General features: G+C 56.2%; 15 protein-coding genes. 7 read left to right on the forward strand and 8 right to left on the reverse strand.

Annotated elements, in window-relative coordinates; genetic code table 11:
• Positions 1–6 precede the first annotated feature (6 nt).
• The 3 genes from phaR to phaC all read right to left on the reverse strand — a co-directional run bounded on the left by phaR (position 7) and on the right by phaC (position 3,278).
• Positions 7–570, reverse strand: coding sequence for a polyhydroxyalkanoate synthesis repressor PhaR (gene phaR / locus HMCN_RS0102400; RefSeq protein WP_025915872.1), 564 nt, complete (start codon positions 568–570; stop codon positions 7–9).
• 208 nt (positions 571–778) lie between these two features.
• Entirely contained in the window at positions 779–1,519 is a 741-nt protein-coding gene (locus HMCN_RS0102405) for a 3-ketoacyl-ACP reductase (RefSeq protein WP_025915873.1), read from the reverse strand.
• Positions 1,520–1,556: 37 nt separating this feature from the next.
• Positions 1,557–3,278 (reverse strand): class I poly(R)-hydroxyalkanoic acid synthase, encoded by a 1,722-nt coding sequence (gene phaC / locus HMCN_RS0102410; RefSeq protein ID WP_051566713.1) that lies wholly within the window; start codon positions 3,276–3,278, stop codon positions 1,557–1,559.
• Here phaC and HMCN_RS0102415 point away from each other — a divergent pair.
• Positions 3,277–3,549, forward strand: coding sequence for a hypothetical protein (locus HMCN_RS0102415; protein WP_369792130.1), 273 nt, complete (start codon positions 3,277–3,279; stop codon positions 3,547–3,549). The genes phaC and HMCN_RS0102415 overlap by 2 nt on opposite strands.
• A gap of 28 nt (positions 3,550–3,577) precedes the next feature.
• Here the strand turns inward: HMCN_RS0102415 and pgeF are convergent, their stop codons facing one another.
• Both pgeF and HMCN_RS0102425 read right to left on the reverse strand, forming a co-directional pair.
• Positions 3,578–4,357, reverse strand: a complete 780-nt coding sequence (pgeF, locus tag HMCN_RS0102420) for a peptidoglycan editing factor PgeF (RefSeq protein WP_025915876.1) — start codon at positions 4,355–4,357, stop codon at positions 3,578–3,580.
• A gap of 23 nt (positions 4,358–4,380) precedes the next feature.
• Positions 4,381–5,385, reverse strand: coding sequence for an RluA family pseudouridine synthase (locus HMCN_RS0102425; protein WP_155837345.1), 1,005 nt, complete (start codon positions 5,383–5,385; stop codon positions 4,381–4,383).
• Between the two features lie 56 nt (positions 5,386–5,441).
• Between HMCN_RS0102425 and HMCN_RS0102430 the strand changes: the two genes are divergently transcribed.
• Positions 5,442–6,254: an outer membrane protein assembly factor BamD gene (locus tag HMCN_RS0102430; RefSeq protein ID WP_369792131.1), complete on the forward strand. Its 813-nt coding sequence runs from the start codon at positions 5,442–5,444 to the stop codon at positions 6,252–6,254.
• An 85-nt stretch (positions 6,255–6,339) separates the two neighbouring features.
• Here HMCN_RS0102430 and yaaA read toward each other — a convergent pair whose 3' ends face one another.
• Positions 6,340–7,113, reverse strand: coding sequence for a peroxide stress protein YaaA (yaaA, locus tag HMCN_RS0102435; RefSeq protein ID WP_025915879.1), 774 nt, complete (start codon positions 7,111–7,113; stop codon positions 6,340–6,342).
• A gap of 567 nt (positions 7,114–7,680) precedes the next feature.
• Between yaaA and HMCN_RS0102440 the strand changes: the two genes are divergently transcribed.
• The 3 genes from HMCN_RS0102440 (at position 7,681) to HMCN_RS0102450 (ending at position 10,251) form a co-directional block, all read left to right on the forward strand.
• Positions 7,681–8,124 (forward strand): putative toxin-antitoxin system toxin component, PIN family, encoded by a 444-nt coding sequence (locus HMCN_RS0102440; protein WP_025915880.1) that lies wholly within the window; start codon positions 7,681–7,683, stop codon positions 8,122–8,124.
• Positions 8,125–8,185: 61 nt separating this feature from the next.
• The gene (locus HMCN_RS0102445; protein WP_025915881.1) at positions 8,186–8,848 is read left to right on the forward strand and encodes an energy-coupling factor ABC transporter permease; all 663 of its coding nucleotides are present in this window, start codon (positions 8,186–8,188) and stop codon (positions 8,846–8,848) included.
• 215 nt (positions 8,849–9,063) lie between these two features.
• Complete coding sequence (locus HMCN_RS0102450; RefSeq protein WP_025915882.1) at positions 9,064–10,251, forward strand: pyridoxal phosphate-dependent aminotransferase; 1,188 nt, start codon at positions 9,064–9,066, stop codon at positions 10,249–10,251.
• A gap of 134 nt (positions 10,252–10,385) precedes the next feature.
• Here HMCN_RS0102450 and HMCN_RS0102455 read toward each other — a convergent pair whose 3' ends face one another.
• Complete coding sequence (locus tag HMCN_RS0102455) at positions 10,386–12,272, reverse strand: FimV family protein (protein ID WP_025915883.1); 1,887 nt, start codon at positions 12,270–12,272, stop codon at positions 10,386–10,388.
• 328 nt (positions 12,273–12,600) lie between these two features.
• On the opposite strand from HMCN_RS0102455, the gene HMCN_RS19965 reads away from it, so the two are divergent.
• Both HMCN_RS19965 and HMCN_RS0102465 read left to right on the forward strand, forming a co-directional pair.
• Positions 12,601–12,729 (forward strand): hypothetical protein, encoded by a 129-nt coding sequence (locus HMCN_RS19965; RefSeq protein WP_255342415.1) that lies wholly within the window; start codon positions 12,601–12,603, stop codon positions 12,727–12,729.
• A gap of 115 nt (positions 12,730–12,844) precedes the next feature.
• Positions 12,845–13,549 (forward strand): glutathione binding-like protein, encoded by a 705-nt coding sequence (locus HMCN_RS0102465; protein WP_025915884.1) that lies wholly within the window; start codon positions 12,845–12,847, stop codon positions 13,547–13,549.
• 57 nt (positions 13,550–13,606) lie between these two features.
• On the opposite strand, the gene HMCN_RS0102470 is transcribed toward HMCN_RS0102465, so the two are convergent.
• Positions 13,607–14,290, reverse strand: coding sequence for a type 1 glutamine amidotransferase domain-containing protein (locus HMCN_RS0102470; protein WP_025915885.1), 684 nt, complete (start codon positions 14,288–14,290; stop codon positions 13,607–13,609).
• Positions 14,291–14,323 lie beyond the last annotated feature (33 nt).

The following is a 14,323-nucleotide window of genomic DNA, read 5'->3' on the forward strand; positions in this document are numbered from 1 at the left end:
CGCCGATCATTGCTGCTTGTCGTCCTTTTCAGGCGCGACGAAAGGGAAAGCCGTGAACATGTTGACGCTCTTGCTCTGCATTTGCTCCTGCATCTGCACGAACAGGTTCTTGCTCTGCTCAATATAGTTGGTCATCATGCCCTGCATCATCGGCCCCTGCACGCTCATGAACTGGGTCCACATTTCGGGGCTGAAGGGTTTGCCATCGAAAGCGCCTTTCGAGTTTTCAGTCAGCTTGTTCTGGATGTCGATGAAAGCCTGAATATTCTTATCCAGATAGGAACCCATCATGCCTTGCATCGCGTGTCCGTAGTAACGAATGATCTGCGACAAGGCGGTGCTTGAAAACATCGGCACTCCGCTGGCTTCTTCTTCCAGAATGATTTGCAGCAGGATGCTGCGCGTCAAGTCTTCATTGGTCTTGGCGTCGACCACCATGAAATCCTCGTTATCGAGGACCAGCTGCTTGACATCGGTAACCGTTATATACGAGCTGGTTTGAGTATCATACAGACGCCGATTCGGATACTTCTTGATCAAGCGCTCGGAAATTTTTTTTGCACTATTCATCGAAATTCCAGTTATTGCGTCGCAACGCATTTCAAGCCATTCAAAAAATGCACGGTTGCACGTTTTTTCGGATTTCCATTATAGAGCGGATAAACCGATATCTCCAGAAAGCTGCTTTTCCCAGAATTATTGCAATGCAATGTAATGTAATGAATGGCGTTTGCAACAAGTAAAAAGGAAGCCGTTTTTACTACGGCTCCCAGCCTGCTTAACCCATGTGCAAGCCACCATTCAGAGAGAAATCGGAGCCGGTCGCATAACCCCCTTCATCGGACGCGATCCAGGCGATGATGGAAGCGATTTCTTCCGGTTCGCCCAAACGTCTGACTGGAATGCCGGCAACGATTTTTTCCAGTACGTCCGGCCGGATTGCCTTGACCATGTCGGTACCGACATAACCGGGCGAAACCGTATTGACCGTCACTCCTTTGGTTGCCACTTCTTGCGCCAATGCCATGGTAAAGCCATGCAAACCTGCCTTGGCGGTCGAATAATTGGTTTGGCCAAACTGCCCTTTCTGACCGTTGACGGAAGAGATATTGATGATCCGGCCCCAGCCGCGGTCAGCCATACCGTCAATAACTTGCTTGGTGACGTTGAACAGCGAATTCAGGTTAGTGTTGATGACTTCATCCCACTGCTGCTTGGTCATCTTGCGGAATTGGCCGTCGCGCGTGATGCCGGCATTATTGATCAGCACATCGATCTCGCCGATTTCCTGCTTGACTTTATCGAAAGCCGCCTTGGTTGAATCCCAGTCGGATACATTGCCTTCAGAAGCATGCACGTCATAACCTTCGGCACGCATCTCGGCCAGCCATTTATCCTTGCGCGGAGAGTTCGGGCCGCAACCGGCGACTACGGTGAAACCTTCACTGCACAGACGCTTGCAGATGGGACTTCCAATGCCCCCCATTCCACCGGTTACATACGCGATACGTTTTTTCATGCTTGTCTCCTCTTTCGTTAAGCTCAAGTTATGTGCTTTAGTTTGCTCTTACCTTGACATAACGTCCCGGCGCCTCTTCAATCGGTTTGAATGCAGCATTTCCCAGCTTGCCCGGAGCCTTCACCTGCTTGCCTGCATGCTCAGCCAGGAAGGCCGACCACTCCGGCCACCAACTGCCCGGATGCTCTGTTGCCGTTTCCAACCATGCCTCAGAATTCGCGGGAAGAGTGTCGTTGATCCAGTAACTACGTTTCTTTTTCGCCGGCGGATTGACGACACCCGCTATATGTCCTGATGCTCCGAGAACAAACCGGTTTCGATTCGGTTGTTTCGGGTTCAATACAGCAGTAGACGCATAGGCGCTGTTCCAGGGCACGATATGATCTTCGCGCGAGCCGTAAATGAAAACCGGCGTATCGATTTTTCCGAGGTCGATTTTTTCGCCGGCCACCGTCAGCTTGCCCGGCTCCTTGAGGCTGTTCTCCAGATACGTATTGCGCAGATACCAGCAAAACATCGGGCCGGGAAGATTGGTGCTGTCGGCGTTCCAGTACAGCAGATCGAATGGCGGCGGATTTTCGCCCTTCAGATAGTTCGACTGGACATAATTCCAGACCAGGTCATTGGCGCGCAGACTGGAAAAGGTCGCCGCCAAATCGCGGCCCGGCATCAGGCCACCCTTGCCGATCGCTTGCTCGCGCATCCTTACCTGCATCTCGTCGACGAAGATATCGAGAATGCCGGTATCGGCAAAATCGAGCAGGGTCGTCAGCAAGGTCAGGCTGGCAACAGGTTCTTCCCCACGCGCATACAGTACCGCCAGCGCGGTTGAAACAATCGTGCCGCCGACGCAAAAGCCCAGGGCATTGATACGGTCCTGCCCGCTCAACTCTTGCGCTACGTGAATCGCCTTGATCGCGCCGTCTTCGATATACCTATCCCAAGTCACATCCGCCATCGAATCATCGGGATTGCGCCAGGACACCAGGAACACGGTATGGCCCTGCCCCACCGCATAACGCACCAGCGAATTTTCCGGCTGCAGATCGAGGATATAAAATTTGTTGATGCAAGGCGGCACAATCAGCAGCGGCCGCTGGTATACGGTTTTGGTCAGTGGCTTGTACTGAATCAGCTGAAACAGCGCATTTTCGAACACCACCGCACCTTCGGAAGTCGCAACGTTCTTGCCGACCTCAAAAACGGATTCATCGGTTTGGGAAATGCGGCCCTTGTGCATGTCGGCCAGCATCAGCGCCAGACCCTTGGCCAGGCTCTCACCTTTGGTATCGAGTATTTTTTGCTGCGCTTCCGGATTCGTGGCAAGAAAATTAGCCGGCGACATTGCATCGACCATTTGCTGAACAGCGAATGCGATTTTCTGTTTGACACGGGGAGTCGCCTCCACCGCCTCCGCCAGGTTCATCAGGAATCTTGCATTGAGCAGATATACAGCGGCATTGAAGGACGAGAACACGTTCGATTGCCAGGCCGCTGAAGAAAACCGTCTGTCGGTGAGCGCCGTGACGCTCTTCGTTACCAGGAAATTCTGCCAGAGCGCCGCCAGTTGCTGGACATACTCATTTTGCAAACGGGTGACGATGGCCGGTGCTATTTTTGCGCCGGCTTCCTTCAGAATGTCTGCGATCGGATTAACGTTGGTGTGCTGCACCGACTTAACCCAGGATTGCCAAGGGCTCTGATCTGTCAATTGCGACAACCATGCAGTAATCATGGCTTGAGAATCAGGCTGATTCATGCTCGCTTCCTTATTTTGGCGTATCGTTGCGGTTTTTCACTATCACATCAACATCATGTATATCGTTGCTATTGCATGGGCCTATGTCGTGCTGATGATGTCCATCACCGAATCTTCGGTCGTCGCTGGAATTATGACTCTTTTAATGTATGGTGTGTTGCCTTTGACAATTATTTTGTATGTCATGCGCGCGCCGCATAGAAAAAGACAAACCAGACAGCATAAGCAGACGGCGACAGAACATGACAGCCCCGCCGACGCCTCGAAATAAGCCAATCCTTATCAAAAAACTGTCTCGATCAAATATTGTCCCGGAACAGCGTTTCCCGATTGAGCCAAATCAACGATGCCATTCGCCCAGTGACTTTATCGCGCCGATAAGAGTAGAAGCGACGAGCATCGCCAGCGGTACAAAACCCGCCGCCGCTAATGCGATGCACGTCTGCGTGCCGTAGCCGGGTGCGCGCCAGCATATAGATATCGGCCAGGTACTTGCCTCCATGCGCAGCGATGGGCTTGAATGCCTCCGCCGCACGCGCATCATGCGCAAAAAATGCCTGCCGCACATCTTCGCCGACCTCAAAATATTCCGGGCCGATAGCCGGCCCAAGCCAGGCCGTTATTTCGTCAGCACCGGCTGCGCGCATGCGGGCCACGGTTTTTTCGAGTATACCGGCGCACAGACCACGCCATCCCGCATGTGCGGCAGCAACGACGAGACCGTTTTGATCGCACAACAAGACCGGCAAACAATCTGCCGTCATGATCGCGCACACAACGCCCTTGGCCGTAGTGAAGCTGGCATCGGCCTCGGGTACGCCGGACAAGCCTGCCGCATCGACGATGGCGGTGCCATGCACTTGCATCAGCCAAGCCGGCTCGGCCGGCAGCAAAGCCCGCAACAGGCTCCGGTTTTCCCGGACATGCAGCGGACTATCCATCACATGCGTGCCCAAGTCCAAGCCGCCAGCTCCGCTGCCATCGTCGAACGGCGCAAGGCTGAAGCCGCCGCGCCGCGTAGTTGACAAGACGCCTACATTGGCAGGCAAATCGGGCCAGTCAGGGACAATCAAATCCATCGTTTTCCGCCATTCACGGGCATTTAAAGCGGTGCTTCAATTCCGGCGCTCGCCAGCAGCGCCAGGAAATCCTGCGGCAGCGGCACGCCCCATTCGCAGGCTTCTCCGGTAGCCGGATGAATCAGCCCCAGTCGCTGCGCCTGCAAAGCCTGGCGCGGAAAGACCGATGTCAGATGCGCTTTGCCATATAGCGCATCACCGACCAGCGCATGCCCGATCGACATCATGTGGACCCGGATCTGATGGGTGCGGCCGGTTTCCAGCTTGCAGCGCATCAGGCTGACCGGACGGCGATCCAGCAGGCCGCTGGCCAGACGTTCGAAATGCGTCACCGCAGGCTTGGCGCTCATGTTCTCCAGCACTGCCATCTTGATCCGGTCGCGCGGATGGCGCCCCATCGCCGCATCCACGGTGCCGCTCAGATTCGGGGTGCCCCACACCAGCGCCAGATATTCGCGCCGCACGCTGCGGGCCTGCAACTGGCGCACCAGGTCAGTATGCGCCTCCAGGGTTTTTGCGACCACCATCAAGCCGCTGGTATCCTTGTCCAGACGATGGACGATGCCGGCGCGCGGCACGCCGCCAATCGCCGGGTAATGATGCAGCAAACCGTTGAGCAAGGTGCCGGACCAATTGCCGGCAGCCGGGTGCACTACCAGGCCGGCCGGCTTGTCGATCACGATGATGGCGGCGTCCTCATGCACAACCACCAGATCCATGGCTTCTGCGATGTACGCTTCGTCTTCGGGTGCCGGTTGCGGCGAGACCACGACGGTCTCGTCGCCAAAACTGGTCATCTTGGTCTTTGCCACCTTGCCGTCCACGCTGACATGGCCGGCCTCGATCCATTGCTGAATGCGGCTGCGGGAGAATTGCGGAATCAGTTTTGAAATAACCTTATCCATGCGCTCGCCGCATGCATCCGGTGTCAGCGCCAGAGTAATAGGCCCCATCTCAAGCAACGCGCTGCTCTCTTCGTCCGCATCATCCAGCGCAGACGGAAAAACAGGTTCCGTCAAATTCGGCATTGCGGGTAATATCACGGCAGGTCCCATCGGCTATAATCAGATTCTTGTTAAGATGCATACTTGCACAACGTCATGCAAAAAAATTATTTAAAATCGCAACCGCCCTTCTGGTCTTGTCAATCTCGGCATGCGGCATGCTGCCTGAAAAAATCGACGAGACCAAAACTTGGTCTGCCTCGAAATTATACTCGGAGGCGCGCGATGAACTGGCAAGTGGCAATTACGACAAGTCGGTTCAGCATTTCGAAAAACTCGAATCACGTTACCCGTTCGGCACCTATGCCCAACAGGCGCAACTGGAAATCGCTTATGCATATTACCGTCAGGCAGATCAGCCGCAGGCTCTGGCCGCGACGGAGCGCTTCATTAAGTTGCATCCAAATCACCCGAATGTCGATTACGCCTATTATTTGCGTGGCCTAATCAACTTCAACGACCGGATTAGCGCATTCAATTTCCTGGCGCGCCAGGATGCCACTGAACGCGACCCGAAGGCGGCGCGCGAAGCCTTCGATGCATTCAAGCAACTGGTCGAGCGTTTCCCTGACAGCACATATACGCCTGACGCCATCGCCCGCATGAAATATCTGGTCAATGCAATGGCGCAGTACGAAGTCCATGTGGCCAATTATTACTACAAACGCGGCGCTTACCTGGCGGCCGCCAACCGGGCCCAATATGCGGTCAAGGAATACCGCGAGGCGCCGGCGCTGGAGGAAGCGCTGTTTATCATGGTGCGCTCATATGATGCGCTGGGCATGAACGAGTTGCGCGACGATGCCGAACGCGTGATGAAAACGAATTATCCAAACAGCGTGTATTACAAGGGTGGGCCGGTCAAAGACACTCCGTGGTGGAAACTCTGGTAACGCCGTCAGCCTGATGCAAATGCCCCGCACAATGCGGGGCATTTGCATTCACGACCACCCAGCGGCAAATTTCAGCTAAACAGCGTCAAGCCAGACGGCGCCGGAACCGCCAGTTGCGTTCGCTGGAAACATCGGCATCAAATACATAATCTTCCACGGCGAAATCTTGCAGTTGCTCGGGCTGCGTCACGCCATGGAGTGCCGCATAACGCGCCATCAGGCCGCGCGCACGCTTGGCATAGAATGAAATGATTTTGTATTTGCCGTTTTTCCAGTCCTCGAACACCGGCGTAATGACCGGCACCGACAGCAATTCCGGCTTGACCACCTTGAAATATTCTTCGGACGCAAGATTGATCAGCGCTGAAGAATTCCGCGCCCGCAGCAGATCATCCAGCGCGGTAGTCACGATATCGCCCCAAAAAGCATACAGGTTCTTGCCGCGCTTGGTAGCCAGGCGAGTACCCATCTCCAGCCGGTAAGGCTGCATCAGGTCGAGCGGGCGCAGCATGCCATACAAGCCGGATAAAATACGCACATGCGACTGCGCATAATCAAGTTGGGCCGGACTCAGGCTTGCCGCCTGCAATCCTGCGTAGACATCGCCATTGAAAGCCAGCATCGCCTGCTTTGCGTTCTGCAGCGAAAATTCCTGGCTCCAACCGGCATAACGGCCGACATTCAAGGCAGCGAGCGGGTCGGAAATGCGCATCAGGCTAGCGACTTGGGCAGGCGAGAACGTCTTCAGGATATCGATCAGTTGGGCAGAATGCGGGATAAAATCCGGCAGGCTGCTTTTCATGCCGGCTGGTGGCGCCTCCATGGCCAGAGTTTTGGCGGGTGACAGGACAATCAGCATTGCAACATCCGTAGAAAAAAATTGGAAGCATGATACCGAAACGCATCGTACTCAACACAAATGTTGGCAAAAATTTAATATTTTCCCACAAAATCAAGTGGTTACACAATTTTACATGGGAATGCATAAGTGCAAAAAAACCACTGCACGCTCCTATAAAGTGAAAATCAGGGCATTGGAAAACTGCACAAGCCTAATGAAATTGGATGTGCCTCAGTGTGATTGAAAAAACATGTGCTGTTCACGGGAAAAAGTTGCACGCTAATTTACACTTCTGGCGTTCTGCATTTCGATGGCATTGGTCGTGTAAATGACGCGCCGCACCTCTAACCGGTAGCAAAGGGCTGAGGGGGAAAACCCTGCCGGCCTTCCACAAGATATATTCACTGGCCGAGTGGCTCCACAAATCCGAGTACGATGCAGCCTTCGCGCAATCGATACTTGGCCACAGAAATGCGAAAATGACAGCCGTCTATGGCGATCTCAGGGGCAGAGACTGCCAAGAGATGAAAGCCAAATGATTTTGGACGCACATTAGACTAATTTGGACGATTGGACAAAACCCGCATGAACACTTGCCTACAGCCGAAACGCATCGTACTCGATACCAACGTCTGCCTGGATTTATTCGTCTTCAATGACCCGCGCTGGGCCGCCTTGCTGGCCGCGCTGAAATGCGGCGCGGTCGAGGCCGTCACGAAGGCGGAATGCCGGATGGAATGGCAGATTGTGCTGGGCTACTCCCACCTGGGCCTGAGCGAAGCGATGCGCGCCGAATGCAATGCCGCGTTTGACGGACTGATCGACTGCATTGCGCCGGAGCCGCGCATCGACATCAAGCTGCCGCTGTGCAGCGACCCCGACGATCAAAAATTTCTGGAATTGTCGCGCGATGCGCAAGCGGCCACCCTGATCACCAAGGACAAGGCCTTGCTGAAACTGGCCCGAAAAACCGCGCGCGCCGGCCTGTTCGAGATTATCCTGCCGCAAGCGTGGGCGCTGCAAGCCTGAGCGCGGCGCAACCGGCATGCGCGCATAATCGGCAAATATTGACCTGCAAAGACGATCTGTCATGGGGATTTTCAACACTCCGCTCCCGGCCGGCATAGCCATCGTCGCATGGTGCCTGGCCATCGTTGGCATGCTGCGTTGCGCGATCAGCGCGCCCTGGAAGCGGCTGGAAGCACCGACGGTGTTTTCAGCCTGGTGCGCGCTGCTCATATTGTTGACGATGCTGTGGCGGCTGCGCATCAACGTCAGCAGCGACCTGAACCTGCACCTGATGGGCCTGTCGCTGTTCCCGCTGATGTTCGGCCGTCCGCTGGCGACGCTCGGCCTGGGATTGTCCGTGATTGCCTACACCGCGCTGTTCGATGGCGTCTGGGCCAATCTCGGCATGAATTTTTTGCTGCTGGCGCTACTGCCCGCCTGGCTGAGCGACGTCATACTCAAAGCCAGCAAAAAGCGCTTGCCGCATCACATGTTCATCTACCTGTTCGGCAACGGTTTTTTCGGCTCGATGGCGGTGCTTTCCCTGACCGGCCTGATTTCGATTACCGCCCACCGGTTATGGATTGCGGCGCCAGCACCCGGCCCCTCCGACGCGATTGCCTACATGCTGCTGCTGGCCTGGGGCGAAACCTTCCTGATCGGTTTTCTGGTCACGATCTTCGCGGTATACCGGCCGCAATGGCTGTTTACCTTCGATGACGCGCTATACCTGCATGATCGCTAGCGGCTCCCGACTGCGTTCAGTCATTTATACAATTTTCATGGAGTATATGAAAAAATTGCTGTTTTAAACATAATTTAATTGCGGTTATAAAATATACATATATACGTATATTTTTCATCCGAAGAGTGCCGATGGGGCCGGGTAGCGCTGGATTTCCTGTCCCAGCCGGCATCGGCGTTAAAATGCCGGCTCGACCACAGCCTACCGATCCGATCATGAATCAGCCACTTCCGCCTGCCGCCGATTTTGCTCCTGCCGCCCTGTCCTCCAGGCTGCCCAAGGTGGGCACCACGATTTTCAGCATCATGTCGGCGCTGGCACTGGAAAAGAATGCGGTCAATCTGGGCCAGGGCTTTCCGGATTTCGACTGCGATCCGGCGCTGATCGATACCGTCACCGCCGCAATGCAAGGCGGACTGAACCAGTATCCGCCGATGCCCGGCATAGCACCCCTGCGCGAAGCGATTGCGCGCAAGGTTGCCGATCTCTACGGCCACAAGTACAACCCCGCCAGCGAAATCACGGTCACCGCCGGCGCCACCCAAGGGCTGCTGACTGCCATACTGTGCAGCGTGCATCCCGGCGATGAAGTGATCGTGATCGAGCCGGCCTACGACAGCTATGTGCCGGCCATCGAACTGGCAGGCGGAGTGCCGGTGTGCGTGCAAATGGAACTCGGCCCGCGCGGCTATGCGGTGCCGTGGGGCACGCTGGCGGCTGCGGTCACGCCAAAAACCCGGATGATCATCATCAATTCGCCGCACAACCCGACCGGCTCGACCCTGTCCAAACAGGATTTGCTGGCGCTGGCCGAGATCGTGCGCGGCACCGGCATTCTGCTGATTTCGGACGAGGTATACGAACACATGGTGTTTGATGGCCTGGCGCACGAATCGGTCTGCCGCCATCCGGAACTGGCGGCGCGCGCCTTCATCGTTTCCAGTTTTGGCAAGACTTACCATGTCACCGGATGGAAGGTCGGTTATGTGGCGGCGCCGGCGGCGCTGATGGCGGAATTTCGCAAGGTGCACCAGTTCAATGTATTTACCGTCAACACGCCGGTACAGCACGGCCTGGCAAACTACATGCGCAACCCGGCGCCGTACCTGGAGTTGCCGGCGTTCTACCAGCGCAAGCGCGACCTGTTCCGGGACGGCCTGAAAAACAGCCGCTTCAAATTGCTGCCGTCGGACGGTACCTATTTCCAGTGCGTCGATTATTCAGCCATCTCGGCCCTGAATGAAGCCGAGTTCAGCCAGTTCCTGACCGCAGAAATCGGCGTGGCGGCGATTCCGGTATCGGCTTTTTATCAGCGGCCGGAAGAATCCGGCATCGTGCGTTTTTGTTTCGCCAAGAAAGACGAAACACTCCAGGCCGCTTTACAAGCGCTCTCCCGCGCATAAACGCCACCACGGGTATTTTTAAAGCCACCCTGAATAATTGCGGAAATCAAGTCATTTTTGGCGATACTCATGCAAAGCCATAAAACATCGATGCTGGCCTCATGCCGTGGCCAGCATTGGAAGCGCTCCGTCATTCAGCCAGTTTTTTGCTCGCTTGCGATATCGAGATTGAAATCAATCGGCGCAAAATTGATATCGCCATCCGGGGTAAACATCGGCGCGGCGTGGGTGATTGTTTCAATGGTCGGCAGCGGAACTTCCCCACCCGCCCCGCTTGCCGCCTCTCGTATCCCGGAATGCGGTTCGTCAAGCTGGTGCAAGCGTTTTTTCTCGTGCGCGATGCCAATCAACATCAGGATGTCGCGATACAACGGCAAGTCGAAACCGGCCCGCTCGCCCTCGCGATCGTCGATCAGCAGGCTTTGCAGGAATGGAACGATGTCGCTGCTTTGCCACAGCGTGCAAATGCGTGCCAGCAAATGCGGAAAATCCTCCAGCGTCTGCGCTTGCAGCTCCGGCTCCCCATACAACGGTATGCGGGCATTGAACAAGTGAATAAATCGCTCGCGCAGCGCATTGTATTTTTCCGCGTCCCTGATTTCGCTGTATAAATCCAGCAAATACAGCCAGGGCACCGGTGAATCCGGCTGGGGACTCTGCGTATACGGTTCAAGTATCTCGATGGCGCGCTGTTGGTTGTTCAGGGATATCCAGAACTCGGCTTCCTGCGTCACATCGGAGATTTCCTCCACCTTGAATTCATCCGAGCGTCCGCGCTGACCGGCTTTGCCGGCGCTGGCGCCGTGATCCGGTTGAGGAACCAAGCCGTGCATGCTGCCGGCGTTTTCCGGCAACGCCAATCCGGCGCCGGCGTCCGGCGCACTTGGCGCCGCCGCACCGATGTCCGCGTCTAGGCTCTGCGGCAAGCATGCAACGCTCCCGGCTGCCGGCTGCGCAGCGGCAGAACCCACCGGGCTTTGGCCGGGCACGGCGGGCTCGCTGGCGACAAATTGCGCGGCATCTTCATCGTCGGGCCGGCCCGTCTTCCACCATGCCGCCTTGTCGCTCCGGGCCAAGGACCGCAGACGCCATGCCAGCCAGCCGATGGCAAGCAGGCACAATGCCAGCAAGCCCGTCAACCAGAAAACCAGCGAGGATCCGGCTTGCGAAGCTGCCAGGGCAATCTGGTTCGCGCTATTTTGACGCTGCAACGCCGCCATCTGGGTACGCAGTGCAGCCTCCTGCGCCTGCCTTGCCTTGCGTTCGGCGTCGATGCCGGCGCGCGGGTCCACCCCGTTCAAGAGCGCGGCGAATTCGCGCTGGGCCAAGCGCGCCTCTTCAGACTGGGGCTGGGGCGCAGCGTTTTCCGGCAGTGACAAGGCACTGCTTAGCTTTAAACGGGATACCGCATCATCGTCATTTCCCGACAATCTGAGCACATCCAGCGCGGCACCCTGGCCGCCGGCTGGATTAACGCTTGCGGACGGCTTCGGGGTAGCGGTTTTTTTGGCGGCGGACTCGGGAGTTTGCCGGCTCTGGATGCGAACCGGGTTTGCAACCCGGGCCGCAGATTTTTTCCTGACTGGCGCTTCAGGCTGCACCTTTGCCGATGCCGGCCCGGAGATTGCCCCGCTTTCGCGAGCAGGAACAAGCTCGGGCGATGCAGATGCAGAAAACGCCGGAAGGTCGAATAGCACCTGGTAACTGCGGCGCACGGGCGCTGCACAACCGGCCTCGGCGACAATCGTGGCGGCCGGCTCGTGGATTGCCTGGCGCGATGTCAGCGTAATGAAGGACGATAATCCGCTGCGCGTGATTGCCAGTTGCGGAGTCAGCAGCGCGACGCCGTCGAGCGACTCCACGCGCACCTTGATGCAGGAGCCGGTCAGTTCGCCGCTGTCTGCGCCCAACAGAGCGATGCTGGCATGCAACGGCTGCCCCAGCGCCGACTGCACGCCGATATTGCCCAAGCCCAGTGCAAATGCGCTGGGGCCGCAAAATAACAGTGTGGCCGCGGCCATCAAGCGATGCGCTGGTATTCGCAAACGACGCTCCCTATCAATTTTCATTTGTATCTGGATTGCATCGATACTGTGTTTCAGAATCGAACCATTGATCGGAAAGATGCAAGGATGCCCGACATCGGATTAACCCGTATCTCTTGCACATTTGCTGGACCCAGCGTCATGTCCATAAAAATAATATTATGACATCACAATGCATCCGGCGGCAAAGAATGTATTCCCCATGCACGGACAGCATTAAAGCATTCGTATAGACCGAATCAAATCGCCGCAAAGAATGCAAGTGCTTATAGAATGACATCAAACAATTCATGAAAATCACCCGATGTCCGCCGAACTCCGAACCTCGCGTCTGGCCGACGGTCCGGATGAAGTGCATCGCAATGCGATCGCCAAGCTGGAACTGGCAAAGCACATGCCGCCAGCAGGCAAGGAAAGCAAAACGCCAGCCTGACCGGCTCCAGGCTGGCAGGAAACACAGGGCTGCAGCTGCGCGGCGGATAGACTAAACTATCCGTCGCGTAGTTATTTACGACGCTGTTGCCACTCTCTCAAAAAAAGGAAACGCCGTGATTGACGTCTATAGCTGGCCCACCCCTAACGGCCATAAAGTTCATATCATGCTCGAAGAATGTGGGCTGCGACTGGGTCGCGAATGGCGCGTACATCCGATCGACATCGGGGCCGGCGACCAGTTCAAGCCGGATTTTCTGGCTATTTCACCCAACAACAAAATCCCGGCCATCGTCGATGCAGACGGCCCCGACGGACAACCGATTTCACTGTTCGAGTCGGGCGCGATACTGCTGTATCTGGCCAGCAAGCACGGCCGGTTCCTCGGCAATAACGATCGGGAAAAGTTCAACACCATGCAATGGCTGATGTTCCAGGTCGGTGGCTTCGGCCCGATGCTGGGGCAAGCGCATCATTTCCGCATCTATGCGCCGACGCAGATCGAATATGCAATCGAGCGCTACACCAATGAAGCCAGACGCTTGTATGGCGTACTCGACCAGCAGCTCGCCAAAACCGCCTATCTGAGCGGCGACCAGTACACGATTGCCGACATCGCCACCTTCCCCTGGGCCCGTTCATCGAGCAACCAGGGCATAGACTGGGCCGATTATCCCCACGCAAAACGCTGGTTCGATCAAATCAGCGCCCGCCCGGCAGTCCAGCGCGGGGTTCAGGTACTGGCCGATCTGCGCAAACCCCTGATGGATGACAAGGCAAAGGAAGTGTTGTTCGGAAAGATGCAATATCAGACCAGATGAGAATTGCCGCCCTTCTGCGGCAATTGCTGCAGAAGGGCGATATGACCGAAACCGGCGTCAAGTCTTTTGCAACTGCTTCACAACCGCGATTGCAGCCGCTTCCGACGAAGCCGGGTTCTGCCCTGTGATCACGTTGCCGTCAACCACTACATACGGCAGCCAGTCTGGACCTTTGGAATACTTTGCGCCGCACTTGCGCAATTCATCCTCCACCAGGAATGGGACGACATCCGCCAACTGCACCGCCGCTTCTTCCGTATTGGAAAACCCGGTTACAGCCATCCCCTTGAGCAAAGGCAGTGAATCCTGCGCCATCGCATGGCGAAATACACCGGATGCATGACATACCGCAGCAACCGGCTTGCCCAGGGCAAACATGGCTTCGATCAATTCGACCGAATCCGCATTTTCAGCCAAGTCCCACAGCGGCCCGTGTCCGCCGGGATAAAATAATGCATCGAAACCGTCGGCAGACAGCGTGCCAAGTTCGACCGTATTCGCCAGTGCCGTCTGTGCCGCGGCATCCTGCCTGAAGCGGCGCGTGGCATCGGTCTGGAACTCGGCCGCATCGCTTTTCGGGTCCAACGGCGGTTGCCCGCCTTGCGGTGACGCCAGGGTGATATTCGCGCCGGCATCCTTGAACACATAATAAGGCGCGGCAAATTCTTCCAGCCAGAAACCGGTTTTCTGGCCGGTATCGCCAAGCTGCTCATGCGACGTCAATACCATCAATATATTCATAGTGCCTCCAAGCTGCAGTCCGGATTTCAGGTT

Source organism: Herminiimonas sp. CN (assembly GCF_000622895.1).
Lineage (GTDB): Bacteria > Pseudomonadota > Gammaproteobacteria > Burkholderiales > Burkholderiaceae_D > AVCC01.

What these genes read in the sequence shown, in the direction of transcription:
- yaaA (WP_025915879.1), bottom strand. Translation starts at nt 7,113, where the DNA reads ATGCTGATTGTCCTGTCACCCGCCAAAACTCTGGCCATGGAGGCGCCA.
- HMCN_RS0102425 (WP_155837345.1), bottom strand. Translation starts at nt 5,385, where the DNA reads ATGCCGAATTTGACGGAACCTGTTTTTCCGTCTGCGCTGGATGATGCG.
- HMCN_RS0102415 (WP_369792130.1), top strand. Translation starts at nt 3,277, where the DNA reads ATGCTCGCTTCCTTATTTTGGCGTATCGTTGCGGTTTTTCACTATCAC.
- HMCN_RS0102440 (WP_025915880.1), top strand. Translation starts at nt 7,681, where the DNA reads ATGAACACTTGCCTACAGCCGAAACGCATCGTACTCGATACCAACGTC.
- HMCN_RS0102455 (WP_025915883.1), bottom strand. Translation starts at nt 12,272, where the DNA reads ATGGCCGCGGCCACACTGTTATTTTGCGGCCCCAGCGCATTTGCACTG.
- pgeF (WP_025915876.1), bottom strand. Translation starts at nt 4,357, where the DNA reads ATGGATTTGATTGTCCCTGACTGGCCCGATTTGCCTGCCAATGTAGGC.
- HMCN_RS0102445 (WP_025915881.1), top strand. Translation starts at nt 8,186, where the DNA reads ATGGGGATTTTCAACACTCCGCTCCCGGCCGGCATAGCCATCGTCGCA.
- HMCN_RS19965 (WP_255342415.1), top strand. Translation starts at nt 12,601, where the DNA reads ATGTCCGCCGAACTCCGAACCTCGCGTCTGGCCGACGGTCCGGATGAA.
- HMCN_RS0102470 (WP_025915885.1), bottom strand. Translation starts at nt 14,290, where the DNA reads ATGAATATATTGATGGTATTGACGTCGCATGAGCAGCTTGGCGATACC.
- phaC (WP_051566713.1), bottom strand. Translation starts at nt 3,278, where the DNA reads ATGAATCAGCCTGATTCTCAAGCCATGATTACTGCATGGTTGTCGCAA.
- HMCN_RS0102405 (WP_025915873.1), bottom strand. Translation starts at nt 1,519, where the DNA reads ATGAAAAAACGTATCGCGTATGTAACCGGTGGAATGGGGGGCATTGGA.
- phaR (WP_025915872.1), bottom strand. Translation starts at nt 570, where the DNA reads ATGAATAGTGCAAAAAAAATTTCCGAGCGCTTGATCAAGAAGTATCCG.
- HMCN_RS0102450 (WP_025915882.1), top strand. Translation starts at nt 9,064, where the DNA reads ATGAATCAGCCACTTCCGCCTGCCGCCGATTTTGCTCCTGCCGCCCTG.